Below are 13978 nucleotides of genomic sequence, written 5' to 3'. Positions count from 1 at the left end.
ACATCGTCTACTTTAATTAACCGATTCATAAAATATATATTATCTATTCATTTCTAGCTTGTAGGCTATTTTAATAACTGTGTATTTTAAAGAATAAAAATTAATATCACCCTACTTCTTTGTTATAATACCAGCCTCCAAAATTGTGCTATAGGAACATCATGGAATTAATTCGTTATGCTGACATCAACAGCGATCTCTATCGCCACATTTGGGTCGTTGGTGATATTCATGGATGTTACTCCTTATTGTTAACCAGACTGGCTCAATTAAATTTCTCTCCTGATACCGATCTCTTGATCTCCACTGGAGATAACATTGATCGAGGAAAAGAAAACCTTGAAATACTGAGACTGTTAAATACCTCATGGTTTATTTCTGTAGTGGGTAATCATGAAGCTATGGCACTTGACGCTTTTGAAACACAGGATGGCAATTTCTGGTATGTAAACGGTGGCTACTGGTACGACTCGGTCACCGAAAAAGACAGGCAAGAAGCCACTGAACTATTACTAACTTTTAAGCAGCGTCCTCACATCATACAGGTTGAAACGTCCTCAAAGAAGTACGTGATTGCCCATGCCGATTATCCAGATGACAGCTACGATTATGGGAAGCAAGTTGATATTGATAGCGTTCTATGGTCACGCGATCGTCTGCTTGGTTCGTTACAGGGGAACATCCATCCAATACGCGGTGCGGATACTTTCATCTTCGGCCATATGATTGTTGACTACACAACAACATTCGCCAATCAAATCTACATTGACACCGGTTCTTTCTGTTCAGGCAATCTGTCTTTTTTTAAAATAAAGTAATCTGGAAATAGATTTATATAATATTAACCCTCCCTGCATTATGGGCAATGATATAGCCTTCAATAAGTACCATTGCCCATTCGTAATAGCGTCTAAATTTCGCGTTTTTCTGCCCATATCATCATTAAGATCGCAGATCAAAAAACGAAGCCGTAATCCGACGCAGGTAGTTACTCGATCGCCTGAGAAGAGTAAAGATCGCACAGCTCAAGATACCTATCGGAAGAAAGCGCAATAACCGTGGTGGCGAAATGGATCGGCTTGCCTTCATGCAACACAATCTTGATTACAGTCTCGAGTTCGGAAGCATCCGTTTCCCTCTTAATTTTGTTGGGATTTCTCTTTGTTGCGAGCATGGTCTGAACTAATTGCCTGGTTACTTGCCTTGTTTCGTCAATATTTGGAAAATCGAACACATTTCCAACTTTTACTTTCAAGACAGAACTTGGCTTCCTACCCTCACTGACATTACGATCTGACGAGGCTACTCTTCGCTGGATTACGTAGGTCTTTTTCGTCAAACTGGCTTTTACCCCCGAAACTAACAGGAGCTTCTCTGTGGTCATCGAAAACAATGTAGAGTTTTTGAGCTGGGTTAGCTTCGAAAACGATTTTTCCAGAGCGACTGAGTGCAGGCTTAACATTGATACTTAACTTGTTGATAATGAAAGGCTGGCTGAGAGTTGTTTTCAAAGTATCACCCCTGTTGTAGTCCAGGAATGATGAGAATATAACCTGTCACATTTTAGGCTACAGGTGAGCTACAAATTTATGGGTTTATGTGAGTTTATAAGGGTTTTACCCGGGGCCACATGAGCACTTGAAAGAATAAAAAACGAGTAAAATCAATATGAATGAGTCATTTGATAAGGACTTCTCCAACCACACCCCGATGATGCAGCAGTATCTCAAGCTGAAAGCCCAGCATCCGGAGATCCTGCTCTTTTATCGTATGGGAGACTTTTACGAGCTGTTTTATGACGACGCAAAGCGTGCGTCGCAGCTGCTCGATATTTCGCTGACCAAACGCGGCGCATCGGCTGGCGAACCTATCCCTATGGCGGGTATCCCGCACCACGCCGTAGAAAACTACCTCGCAAAACTGGTCAATCAGGGCGAATCCGTCGCTATTTGCGAACAGATTGGCGATCCGGCCACCAGCAAAGGTCCCGTTGAACGTAAGGTCGTGCGTATCGTTACGCCTGGCACCATCAGTGATGAAGCCCTGCTACAGGAGCGTCAGGATAACCTGCTGGCGGCTATCTGGCAGGATGGTAAAGGCTACGGTTACGCCACGCTGGATATCAGCTCCGGGCGCTTTCGTCTGAGCGAACCCGCCGACCGTGAAACGATGGCCGCAGAGCTGCAGCGCACCAATCCCGCGGAACTGTTGTATGCCGAAGATTTTGCTGAAATGGCGTTAATAGAGGGACGCCGGGGTCTGCGCCGTCGCCCGTTGTGGGAGTTTGAGATTGATACCGCCCGCCAGCAGTTAAATCTGCAATTCGGTACGCGGGATCTGGTTGGTTTCGGCGTCGAAAATGCCTCGCGTGGATTATGTGCGGCAGGCTGCCTGTTACAGTACGTAAAAGATACCCAGCGCACCTCCCTGCCGCATATTCGTTCCATTACGATGGAACGCCAGCAGGACAGCATCATTATGGATGCCGCGACCCGCCGCAATCTGGAAATTACCCAGAACCTGGCCGGTGGTGTCGAAAATACCCTCGCCGCGGTGCTTGACTGTACCGTGACGCCAATGGGTAGCCGAATGCTTAAACGCTGGCTGCATATGCCGGTACGAAATACCGACATATTGCGTGAACGCCAGCAGACCATCGGCGCCTTGCAGGACACCGTCAGCGAACTGCAACCGGTGCTGCGTCAGGTCGGCGATCTGGAGCGTATCCTTGCGCGTCTGGCGCTGCGCACCGCGCGTCCGCGCGATCTCGCCCGAATGCGTCACGCCTTCCAGCAGCTGCCGGAGTTGCACGCTCAGCTTGAAACCGTTGACAGCGCGCCGGTACAGGCGTTGCGTAAAAAAATGGGCGATTTCGCCGAGCTGCGCGACCTCCTGGAACGCGCCATTATTGACGCGCCGCCGGTACTGGTCCGCGACGGCGGCGTTATTGCGCCCGGCTACCATGAAGAGCTGGACGAATGGCGCGCGCTGGCGGACGGCGCCACCGATTATCTCGATCGTCTGGAAATTCGCGAGCGCGAGCGTACCGGGCTGGATACGCTGAAAGTCGGCTATAACGCGGTACATGGTTATTACATTCAGATTAGCCGTGGTCAAAGCCATCTGGCGCCCATCAATTATGTGCGTCGCCAGACGCTGAAAAATGCCGAACGCTACATTATTCCTGAGCTAAAAGAGTACGAAGATAAAGTTCTGACCTCGAAAGGCAAAGCGCTGGCGCTGGAAAAACAGCTATATGACGAATTGTTTGATCTGCTGTTGCCGCATCTGGCCGATTTACAGCAGAGCGCCAACGCGCTGGCGGAGCTGGATGTGCTGGTTAACCTGGCCGAACGCGCCTGGACGCTGAATTACACCTGCCCGACATTTACCGATAAACCCGGTATCCGTATTACCGAAGGTCGCCACCCGGTGGTTGAACAGGTACTGAATGAGCCGTTTATCGCTAACCCGCTCAACCTGTCGCCGCAGCGCCGGATGTTGATCATTACCGGCCCCAATATGGGCGGTAAAAGTACCTATATGCGGCAAACAGCATTGATCGCCCTGCTGGCCTATATCGGCAGTTACGTTCCGGCGCAAAACGTGGAAATCGGCCCCATCGACCGTATTTTTACCCGCGTCGGCGCAGCGGACGACCTGGCTTCCGGGCGTTCGACCTTTATGGTGGAGATGACCGAAACCGCGAACATTCTGCATAATGCCACGGAAAACAGTCTGGTATTGATGGATGAAATCGGGCGCGGTACCTCCACGTATGACGGGCTGTCGTTGGCCTGGGCCTGCGCGGAGAATCTCGCGAATAAGATTAAAGCGTTAACGCTGTTCGCTACCCACTACTTCGAGCTGACCCAATTACCGGAGAAAATGGAAGGCGTGGCGAACGTCCACCTGGATGCGCTGGAACACGGCGATACTATCGCGTTTATGCACAGCGTGCAGGACGGCGCGGCAAGTAAGAGCTATGGCCTGGCGGTCGCGGCGCTTGCGGGCGTCCCTAAAGAAGTCATCAAACGCGCGCGCCAAAAACTCCGCGAGCTGGAAAGCATCTCGCCCAATGCGGCGGCAACGCAGGTGGACGGCACGCAAATGTCGTTGCTTGCGGCCCCGGAGGAGACATCGCCTGCCGTTGAAGCGCTGGAGAATCTCGATCCGGACTCCCTGACGCCACGCCAGGCGCTGGAGTGGATCTATCGGCTGAAAAGTCTGGTGTAAACGTGTCGGGCCCGATAGCGGCGCGTTATCGGGCCCACGCGCCGGAACAGGCTTTTCAGGCTGTGACTGTCGTTTCATGTAAATGACGCCAGACTATCCGTCCTCTTTCCCTTTTTAAAATGACCGTCGACCAGCGTACCGTCTCAGCCTGGCCCGGCAGTTGCTGTCGCTCACGATAACGCAGCGCGGCGCCTTCCGGCCACTCCGCCACAAGGTCAATATGCTCAACCACGATAACCAGCCCCGGGCGACACCCGCGCTGCGCCTAGAAAAAAGCGCCGAGCGCCGGATAATCCAGACAAACACCGCCTGGCGTTATCATCGTAAAATCAGCAGCGAAACGCGCTATCAACGCCTCCAGGCTACCCATCCCCTTACTAAGCCAGCTCTCAATCGCCGCATGGGCGTGAATAATTTCATCTTTATATGGATTCATGATCTTTCCTTTTTCAGGCACAGAAGTGCCTGTCTATTGTTTAGACAGACAGCGTAAATAAGGGGCAGCAGGGTGATACCGGCGGCGGCAATAAAGGTCCAGCGATAAGCAACCTCAAGCGACATAACGCGCTGGAGCGCATTTAACAGCAGCGTCAACAGCGTCGCGCCAAGGAAAAAGCTGATCTGACGATTAAGATTCCATAGCGCGCTGGCGTCAGGCATGTCCCGGCGAGCAATAGTCAGGAAAGCGCCACTCTGCGCGGTACTGCTGCACAAACTGCCGCCAGCGCCCATTAAGGCGAATATCATCATCAGTACACGGTGCGATGTCGCAGGCGTAACGTTAGTTAAAAGCAGTATCCCTGCGGCCTGAAGAAGACAGCCGACGATAATCAGCGGACGCGGCCCAAGCCGATTGAAGTAACGTGCGGTAAGCATAATGGCGACAAATGAAGCGATCGACCAGGGGAGCATCAGCGACCCCGCCGCCGCAGGCGATAACTGCGCGACGTTCTGTAGATAAAACATCCCGACCACGCTGATACCAATGAACATACCCGGCACACACAGATAGACGATCATGGCAAAACGCAGCAGCTTGTCCATCAACAACGGCAGATGGAGCAATCTTGCTGACGCCATTGTCGTCGGCGCGGCGTTCAGCCAACGATAAGCGAGCAATAAAGTGAGAACGGCCACCGGCAGCGTGGCAAAGAATATCCAGCGCCAGCCCCACGTTTCCACCAGCAGCCCGCCAATCGCAGGCGAACATGCCGGCGCCAGTAGCGCCACCATCATGACAACCGATGACACGCCAGCGCGTTCATGCGGTTTAAACTGTTGCCAGGTTAACGCCTGACCAACCGGGATCAATAAGCCACCGCCCGCCCCCTGCACAATACGCCAGAAAACAAGGCTGTGTAAGGAATCGGCAAAACCTGCGGCAGCGGCGGCAACGCTAAACAGGATGAGCGAAAATATGATCAGCCGTCGAGCGCCAAGATAACGCGCAAGAAACGCGCTAAACGGAACGATCAGCGTTAATCCTGCGATATAACCATTACTCACCCATGCCAGCGCCGATATGGACGTATGCAGATCCACGGACATCGCAGGAAAAGCCACGCTGGCAATAAACAGATTAATCAGATCAAGAAAGAAGCCGAGCAGGTAAACCACTGCCACTTTACTGCGATACGTCATTATGCATCCTCCGTCAGAGGCGCTAATGTAGCCGTCCGGAGAAAGCCAGATAAGTCCGCGCTTCAACGATATACTGTCAAAATAATTTTGACAGTAAAGGAGCTCGCCATGCTCAATTTGCAGCGTATGTCGCTGTTTATCGCCGTGGTAGATAGCGGCAGCTTCACGGCCGCCGCCGCCGCATCGGGCCAAACAAAAGCGGTAGTGAGTTTTAATATTCGGCAGCTTGAAAAAGAGCTTGGCGTAACGTTACTGCTACGTTCCACCCGACGATTGACGCTCACAGACGCCGGCGTCCTCTTTTACCAAAAAGGCGTGAATTTACTCAATGCCGCGAAAAATTTGCAGGATGAAGTGCGTGCCAGCCATAGTGGGCTGGGCGGCGAGTTACGTATTACCACTACGCCCGAGTTTGGCGAACAGGTGGTCATTCCGGTACTGGCGCAGTTTAGTCAGCGCCATCCCGATCTCCGTATTCGGCATATGTCCTCATCACATCATGCCGATTTAATTGCCGAGCGCTTTGATGTGGCGATTCGGCTTGGCTCGCTGGCCGACTCCCGCTATCGCGCCGCGCTGATATCCCGCTTTACCATTCTGCCGGTCGCCGCGCCGCAGTGGCTCGCCCGCAACCCCGTGTCGTCGCTGGAGTCGTTGGCTCAGGCGGAATGGATTATTCATGAGCGATTACCTACGCCGCTACGGTGGACAGTAACGAATAATCATGGCCAACACTCACGCCTGGAGATAAGCAAAGCCGGCAAAATTTCTGTCGACAGCGCGCGCTCGCTGATGGCCTTCGCTCTTGCGGGAAGCGGCGTCGCATTACTGCCGCAATGGTTAGTCAACACCGCACTGGAGGATGGAACGTTAATTCACCTGTTACCCGACTATCATTTTCCCCGTCAGGGCATTTATGCCGTTTATCCGGACGCCCGCCATGTATCGACAAAAGTACGCACATTTATTGATTTTTTACGTTCGCAATGGGATTGCGGGGAGCACGCCCCATCATTGTAGCCAGTCCGGGAGCATTGCGCTCCCGGACGGATAATACCGTCTTAATCCTTAACTACCAGCTTGTCTTTGATCCCCTGCGCCTGCCAACGCACCCACAGCATAATTGCCGCCAGAACGACAATCGGCAGTAACGGATCGAGCCAACTGCCGCCGGAACCAAACAGCAGGTTAATCAGCGCCACGCCGGTGCCGCCAATCGCCCAGGCAATGGTCGTCGGTACAGACCAAACCACCATCTGCTGTTTGACATCAGAGACGCCCATCATGCGGTTAACCACCCAGAACAGGCTATCGTTGAAGTAGCCGAAGAACAGCGACCCCATCGTTGCGGCCTGAGCGGCAAGCAACATATTGATGCCGGGGATCTGCGCCAGGATCGGCGCGGAAATCGAGGCGGCAGTGATCATCGCCACCGTCCCCGATCCCTGAATCAGGCGTACCAGCGTCGCCACGATAAACGGGATCAGGATCGGCGAGATCGGCAGGTTGGCAACCTGCTCCGCCAGCTGTTGTCCCGCGCCGCTGTCGCGCAGGATCGCGCCCAACGCGCCGCCAGCGCCCGTGACCAGTAAGATAATCCCGGCGCTTTGCAAGCCCTCTTCCAGACGCTCTGCGGTGGTATGTTTATCCATGCGCGGCACCAGCGTATACACCGCCAGCAGAACGCTGATGGCCAACGCGATCACCGGACTTCCCACAAAGTTGATTGCCTGTACCACCGGATGCGTCGCCAGGCCGGACCATCCTTCTACAGTGGCGAGGGTGGAACAGATAGCCTTCAGGAAGATCAGCACGATCGGCACCACAATAGGCAGCAGAGAGAGCGTCAGGCTCGGCAGATCCTTTTGCTCTTTCTCTTTGTTGTACTGCTCCAGCGCGGCATTGACTTCATCGGCGTTCAGCGTGCGCGGCACGAAATCAGGGTAGCGTTTATCCAGCCACTGCGCATAGAACACAATGCCGATCACACAGGGCACCGCCAGCGCCATCCCGGTCAATAACATTGCGCCGATGTCGACGTTAAAAATCCCGGCTACCCCCAGCGGACCGGGCGTCGGAGGTACCGTATGGTGAGTGACCACCAGCCCGCCCGCCAGCGCGACGCCCAGCGTCAGTAGCGAACGTTTACCGCTTTTCGCCAGCGCTTTCGCCACCGGATAAAGAATGACAAAAGCGGAATCGACGAAAATGGGGATGCTGACAATATAACCCGTGATCGCCAGCGCCCACTCTTCACGGCGTTTCCCCAGCCATTTGATAAAGCTCCAGGCGATACGCTCCGCCGCGCCGGAAACCTCCAGCAAGCGCCCCATCATTACGCCGAGACCAATCACCAGGCCAATGCTGCCCAGCGTCGTACCGAATCCGCTGGTGATGACAGAGAGCGTTTTATCAATGCCCATTCCCCCCAACAGACCGGCAATACAGGCCGCCGCCAGCATCGCGATCAGCGCATGAACACGGGTGCGTAACACCAGCCATACCAGAACGAAAACGGCAACGATCAGGCCGATAATTGGGGTCGGTAAACTTGTCATGACCTCCCCTCCATATCATCTTGTCGAAAGCGTTCGATAATGTCATCGAAGCGTTTATCGGCGACAAAACCTAACGCCAGCGCACGCTGGTTATCGATACGTCCCGGCCAGGAGGCGACAATTTTCTCGACGCCTTCGTCGCGCTGATGCGTAACCCGATCGCGCGCCGCCTGACCGCCCGCCTGACGCAACGTTTCCAGCATCTCGCCCACGGTTACGCTGATCCCGGGTAAGTTGATGCTGCTCGCCTCGCCAGGCGCGGGTAACGTTGCGGCCAGCGACAGGTTATGGATCACCGTCGCCGGGCTGGAAATCCACAGCCGCAAACTTTCCGACACCGGGCAGATGGTCGTCTCGCCCTGCAACGGTTCACGAATAATCGCGCTGACAAAAGAAGAGGCGGCGCGGTTTGGTTTACCCGGGCGAACACAGATCGTCGGCAAACGCAGCGCCAGCCCATCCACATAGCCTTTGCGGGTATAGTCGTTGACCAACAGTTCACAGGAGGCCTTCTGCGCGCCATAAGACGAGCGCGGCGTGAGCGCGGTGGTATCGGTGACGCATTCCGGCAGCGTACCGCCATAAACGGCAAGCGAGCTGGAGAAGACAAAACGAATTTTCTGCGGTTGTCGACGACACGCCTCAAGTAGCTGGCGGGTAAGATCCAGGTTAACTTTCCATCCCAGATCGAAATCGTCTTCCGCATGACTGCTGACAATCGCAGCGAGATGATAAACAACAGAGGTATTAGCGGTAATCACATTCTCCAGCACGCCCGGCTGGGTTAAGTCAGCCTCCAGACAGCGTAAACGAGGGGAATCTGATAACCGTGCAGGCATTTTTAAATCAACAAGAAGCAGTTCGTTAAACGCCAGCGATGAGTTTAATAAGGCGCTTGCGAGTTTCTGGCCTAAAAAGCCGCCCCCGCCGGTAATGATAATCTGCATCCGGATGTCCTCTTTATTGTTGTGTAGGGTAGTTCAGGGTTAGCGCCAGGCGTTAAACCAGCCAAGCCCGTCCTGAGTGGTATTCCGTGGTTGGTATTCGCAGCCTATCCAGCCGCGATAACCTACGTCATCGAACAGCCGGAACAGCCACGGGTAGTTGATCTCGCCATCATCCGGTTCATGTCTGTCCGGTAGCGAAGCGATTTGTACATGGGCATAGCGGCCCGCGTACTCGCGAATCAGGTGACTCAAATTGCCATCCACTTTTTGCGCATGGAAAGTGTCGAGCTGGATGAATACATTCGGGCGGTCAACCTCTTCTGCGATGCCCAGCGCCTGATATTGGCTGGAAAAGAGGTAGCCGGGTTTAACGCCGGGACTCAGCGCTTCGATCAAAATACGTTTATCGTGGGCGGCAAACCGGTCGGCGGCATAACGCAAATTATCGATAAACGTGGCGCGATAACGTGCGCCATCAGCGCCATCCGGCACTACACCCGCCATGATGTGAACCTGCTCGCATTCCAGCGCCAGAGCGTATTCCAGAGCCAGTTCAATATCGGCGCGCGCGTCGTGTTCGCGCCCCGGTAGCGCGGCACGTCCCCACTCACCCGCCGCGGTATCGCCCGCCGAAGTATTAAACAGCGCCAGCGTCAGATCATGACGCGATAGCTGGGCTTTAATCTCGCTGGCGGCAAAGCCGTAGGGGAACAAAAACTCAACGGCCTGAAAACCGGCTTCGGCAGCGGCGGCAAAACGCTCGATAAACGGCACTTCGGTAAACATCATCGACAAATTGGCGGCAAAACGCGGCATCGGGTTATCTCCTTAACTGCGCAATTTCTTCGGTGGTTAAATAACGAATCGGGCGTTCGCCAAGGATAAAAATCAGCTTTGCCGTCTCTTCCAGCTCCTCGGTATTATTAGCGGCTTCCTGCAAATTCTCCCCGCACACGACCGGCCCATGATTAGCCAGTAAAAAGGCCTGATGCCGGGCCGCCAGCGCTGCCAAATCGCGGGCAATTCGGTCATCCCCCGGGCGATAGTAGGGAACCAGCGGAATGTCCCCCATCCGCATCACCACATAGGGGGTAAACGGGCGAATCACATTTTGCGGGTCCAGTCCTTCGAGACAGGAAAGCGCCGTTGACCAGGTGCTGTGCAGATGAACCACTGCCTTACAGCAAGGGTTATTGCGATACAACGCCAGATGAAAACGCACCTCTTTAGACGGTTTATCGCCGCTGAGCCATTCGCCCTGCGGGTCCACTTTGGATAGCCGCTGCGGGTCGAGATTACCCAGACACGAACCGGTGGGCGTCGCCAGAATATTGCCGTCCGGCAGTAACAGAGAGAGGTTGCCTGCCGAGCCGGTGGCATAGCCGCGCTGGAAAAACGAGGCGGCTATCCTGACCATCTCTTCTCGCAAAGCGTGCTCTTCTTTTGCCAGTGTCGTCATACCTGAAACTCCCTTTGAGCGCGGATGAAAAAGGATTCATCGCCAAAATTACCTGACTTTAGCGCCAGCGAGACTGGCGCATGGAGCGCGTTGACCCACGGCACGCCGGGTGAAATGCACGGTCCGATGTGAAAACCGGTAATACCGAGGCTTTGCGTCACCACGCCCGAGGTTTCGCCGCCCGCCACGATAAACCGGGTGATACCGCCTTCCGCTAAGCGAGCGGCCAGCAGGGAAAAGAGCGCCTCTACCGCATGGCTGGCTTCGGTAGCGCCATATTGCTGCTGGATGGCAGCCAGCGCCTGCGTGGAGGCGGTGGCGCTAATCATTGGCGCCAGTTCGCTGTCCTGACTGAGCACCCACTGCGCCAGCGCTTCGGCGTAGGCCTCGCGCGTCTCGGATGACAGGCAACGCGCCACGTCAACGTCGCGTGTGGGAGCATGTTGTCGATAGAAGGCCACCTGCTGATTCGTCATTTGCGAACAGGAACCGGAAAGCACCACCGCACGACCGCTCAGCGGATAGCCTGCGGAACGGGCCTGAGACGCGCCGCGCTTCGCCCACTGACGCGCCAACCCCATTGCCAGCCCGGAACCGCCGGTCACCAGCGGGGCATCACGCAAAACCTCGCCCTGGATTTCCAGGTGCCGCTCATTGAGCGCGTCAAGTACCGCGTAGCGATATCCTTCCTGCTGTAAACGCGACAGCGCCGCACGGGCCGCGGCAACGCCTTCATCAAGCATCTGAGCCGGAATAACGCCGCAGCGCCCTTGCGCCTGCGCTTCCATCAGACGCGGCAGGTAGCTGTCGGTCATCGGATTGATAGGGTGGTGGCGCATACCGGACTCCGCCAGCAAGTGGTTCATGACAAACAGATAGCCCTGATAGACCGTGCGTCCATTAACCGGCAGCGCGGGAGAAATCACGGTAAATGAGGTATCCAGCGCCACCATCAGCGCATCGGTGACCGGGCCGATATTGCCTTCAGCGGTACTATCGAAAGTCGAGCAATATTTGAAATAGACTTGCTGGCAGCCCTGTTTTTTCAGCCATACCAGCGCCGCCAGCGATTGTTTTATCGCCTCTTGCGCCGGGCATGAGCGGGTTTTCAGGCTGATAACCACCGCGTCGCACCCTTCCGGTTGCGTCCCGGTTGGGACATCATTGATCTGCACTGTCGGCATCCCGTTTTCGACCAGAAAACTGGCGATGTCGGTCGCGCCGGTAAAATCATCGGCAATGACGCCAATTTTTAACATGACGGCTCCTCAGGCGTGACGCCAGGCAGAGTAATCCCTGAGAAAATTTTGATCACAGCGCTGTCATCCTCTTTGCCATAACCGGCGTTACTGGCGCTGGTGAACATATTTAACGCCGTAGAGGCCAGCGGTAAGGGGAAGCGCAACGCTTTCGCCGTGTCGGCAACCAGCCCCAAATCTTTGACAAAAATGTCGACGGCCGAACGCGGGGTATAGTCGCCATCAACGACATGCTGCATACGGTTTTCGAACATCCAGGAGTTTCCGGCGGCATGGGTCACGACGTCATACATCACGTCCAGAGGAATACCGGCCCGCGCGGCCAGCGCCATCGCTTCGGCCGCCGCCGCAATATGCACGCCAGCCAGCAGTTGATGAATAATTTTGACGGTTGAGCCTGCGCCCGGCGTATCGCTGATGCGATAAACGTTGCTGGCAACGGCGTCCAGCACGGGCTTCAGGCGGGTAAACGCCGCCTCGCTCCCGGAGGCCATCACCGTCATTTCGCCCTGCGCCGCTTTTACCGCGCCGCCGGAAACCGGCGCATCCAGCATATTAAGATTCAATGCCGTCAACGCCGCGGCGATCTCTTGCGCGTCGGCGCTTGAGATCGTAGACGAAACCATCACTGCGCTTCCGGGTTTCATCAGATGGGCGACGCCATCCTCACCGAATAACACCTGTCTGACCTGGGCGGCATTGACGACCAGAATGACTAACGCATCCACGACGCCGGCGAACTCCCTGGCGCTGGCGGCAGCCCCACAAGCCCCTTCAGCAAGAAGATTCGCGCACGCTTGCGGGTTAAGATCGGCCCCCCATGTGGAAAGCCCGGCGCGCAGGCATGAACGCGCAGCGCCCATTCCCATTGAGCCAAGCCCCACAATGCCGACATGAAAATCAGTTCCTGTTGTCATTATCACTCCATGTTAATTTACGTGATATTATGTTTTGTTATGTGAATATAGGCGTTTTTGTAAACAATTGCGGTGAGTTGTTTCACAAAAAATAACAAAATGTGTTATTTTTTGTGAAGGCAATCCTCATAGAACTTCACACGCTGTGACGAGAAATCGCGTAAAATCGCGACAGGACTAAAGAAAGGAGCAGACGTTGATACCTACTGAGCGTCGACAAATCATTCTTGATATGGTGGCGGAGAAAGGCATCGTCAGTATCGCTGAACTGACCGAGCGCATGCATGTATCCCACATGACTATCCGCCGTGATTTACAAAAACTGGAGCAGCAAGGCGCGGTAATCCAGGTCTCTGGCGGCGTGCAATCATCGACTCGCGTGGCGCACGAACCCTCGCATCAGATCAAAACCGAACTGGCGACGCCGCAGAAAGCGGCGATTGGCAAACTGGCCGCCAGCCTGGTACAGCCAGAAAGCTGTATCTACCTTGATGCAGGTACTACCACGCTGGCGATCGCCAGGCAGCTGGTTACGATGAATAAACTTACGGTGGTGACCAATGATTTCGTTATCGCCGATTACCTGATGGACAATAGCGATTGCACAATTATTCACACTGGCGGGGCGGTATGCCGGGAAAACCGGTCGTGCGTCGGTGAAGCCGCGGCGACGCTTTTGCGCGGTCTGATGATTGACCAGGCCTTTATTTCCGCCTCGTCCTGGAGCGTGCGCGGTATTTCAACGCCGGCAGAAGATAAAGTCACGGTGAAACGGGCCGTCGCCAGCGCCAGCCGCCAAAAAATTCTGGTGTGCGACGCGACCAAATACGGCCAGGTCGCGACGTGGCTGGCGTTACCGCTGGCGGAATTCAACCAAATCGTCACCGATGACGGCCTGCCGGAAAGCGCAATTCGGGCGCTGGCCAAAGTGGATATCTCACTGCTGATGGCCAAAAAATAG

Annotated in this window: 11 protein-coding genes and 2 pseudogenes; 4 read left to right on the top strand and 9 right to left on the bottom strand. The window is 54.8% G+C overall.

Annotated elements, in window-relative coordinates:
* The first annotated feature begins 161 nt into the window (after window positions 1-161).
* The gene (gene pphB, locus ACLJRH_RS18690; RefSeq protein WP_023223207.1) at window positions 162-818 is read left to right on the top strand and encodes a protein-serine/threonine phosphatase; all 657 of its coding nucleotides are present in this window, start codon (window positions 162-164) and stop codon (window positions 816-818) included.
* Between the two features lie 170 nt (window positions 819-988).
* On the opposite strand, the pseudogene ACLJRH_RS18685 reads toward pphB, so the two are convergent.
* Window positions 989-1511: pseudogene (locus tag ACLJRH_RS18685) on the bottom strand (cytoplasmic protein).
* 157 nt (window positions 1512-1668) lie between these two features.
* Between ACLJRH_RS18685 and mutS the strand changes: the two are divergent.
* Window positions 1669-4236: a DNA mismatch repair protein MutS gene (gene mutS / locus ACLJRH_RS18680; RefSeq protein ID WP_001005807.1), complete on the top strand. Its 2568-nt coding sequence runs from the start codon at window positions 1669-1671 to the stop codon at window positions 4234-4236.
* 55 nt (window positions 4237-4291) lie between these two features.
* Here mutS and ACLJRH_RS18675 read toward each other — a convergent pair.
* Both ACLJRH_RS18675 and ACLJRH_RS18670 read right to left on the bottom strand, forming a co-directional pair.
* Window positions 4292-4672 (bottom strand): annotated as a pseudogene (locus ACLJRH_RS18675) (DUF4440 domain-containing protein).
* The gene (locus ACLJRH_RS18670; RefSeq protein WP_000222388.1) at window positions 4669-5877 is read right to left on the bottom strand and encodes an MFS transporter; all 1209 of its coding nucleotides are present in this window, start codon (window positions 5875-5877) and stop codon (window positions 4669-4671) included. The pseudogene ACLJRH_RS18675 and the gene ACLJRH_RS18670 overlap by 4 nt, the downstream one beginning before the upstream one ends.
* Before the next feature lie 87 nt (window positions 5878-5964).
* Between ACLJRH_RS18670 and ACLJRH_RS18665 the strand changes: the two genes are divergently transcribed.
* Window positions 5965-6897, top strand: coding sequence for a LysR family transcriptional regulator (locus tag ACLJRH_RS18665; protein WP_072105316.1), 933 nt, complete (start codon window positions 5965-5967; stop codon window positions 6895-6897).
* Window positions 6898-6938: 41 nt separating this feature from the next.
* Here ACLJRH_RS18665 and ACLJRH_RS18660 read toward each other — a convergent pair whose 3' ends face one another.
* Genes ACLJRH_RS18660 through ltnD form a run of 6 tightly spaced genes read right to left on the bottom strand, consistent with a single transcriptional unit; the run spans window position 6939 to window position 13017 of the window.
* Entirely contained in the window at window positions 6939-8435 is a 1497-nt protein-coding gene (locus ACLJRH_RS18660; RefSeq protein ID WP_000202725.1) for a GntP family permease, read from the bottom strand.
* Window positions 8432-9382: a D-erythronate dehydrogenase gene (gene denD, locus ACLJRH_RS18655; RefSeq protein WP_023136976.1), complete on the bottom strand. Its 951-nt coding sequence runs from the start codon at window positions 9380-9382 to the stop codon at window positions 8432-8434. Before denD ends, ACLJRH_RS18660 begins: the two co-directional genes overlap by 4 nt.
* A gap of 39 nt (window positions 9383-9421) precedes the next feature.
* On the bottom strand, window positions 9422-10198 hold the full coding sequence (locus tag ACLJRH_RS18650) for an HPr family phosphocarrier protein (protein WP_001136901.1): 777 nt from the start codon (window positions 10196-10198) through the stop codon (window positions 9422-9424).
* 4 nt (window positions 10199-10202) lie between these two features.
* The gene (locus ACLJRH_RS18645; RefSeq protein WP_000209068.1) at window positions 10203-10841 is read right to left on the bottom strand and encodes an aldolase; all 639 of its coding nucleotides are present in this window, start codon (window positions 10839-10841) and stop codon (window positions 10203-10205) included.
* Window positions 10838-12100: a 3-oxo-tetronate kinase gene (otnK, locus tag ACLJRH_RS18640; RefSeq protein ID WP_023136977.1), complete on the bottom strand. Its 1263-nt coding sequence runs from the start codon at window positions 12098-12100 to the stop codon at window positions 10838-10840. The genes ACLJRH_RS18645 and otnK overlap by 4 nt, the downstream gene beginning before the upstream one ends.
* Window positions 12094-13017 (bottom strand): L-threonate dehydrogenase, encoded by a 924-nt coding sequence (gene ltnD / locus ACLJRH_RS18635; RefSeq protein ID WP_000206958.1) that lies wholly within the window; start codon window positions 13015-13017, stop codon window positions 12094-12096. The genes otnK and ltnD overlap by 7 nt, the downstream gene beginning before the upstream one ends.
* A 196-nt stretch (window positions 13018-13213) precedes the next feature.
* On the opposite strand from ltnD, the gene ygbI reads away from it, so the two are divergent.
* The gene (gene ygbI / locus ACLJRH_RS18630) at window positions 13214-13978 is read left to right on the top strand and encodes a DNA-binding transcriptional repressor YgbI (protein ID WP_000613178.1); all 765 of its coding nucleotides are present in this window, start codon (window positions 13214-13216) and stop codon (window positions 13976-13978) included.

Source organism: Salmonella sp. SAL04162, assembly GCF_046551535.1.
Classification (GTDB): Bacteria; Pseudomonadota; Gammaproteobacteria; order Enterobacterales; family Enterobacteriaceae; genus Salmonella; species Salmonella enterica.
The sequence above is the reverse complement of the archived record's forward strand: the minus strand, read 5'-3'. Positions and strand labels throughout refer to the sequence as shown.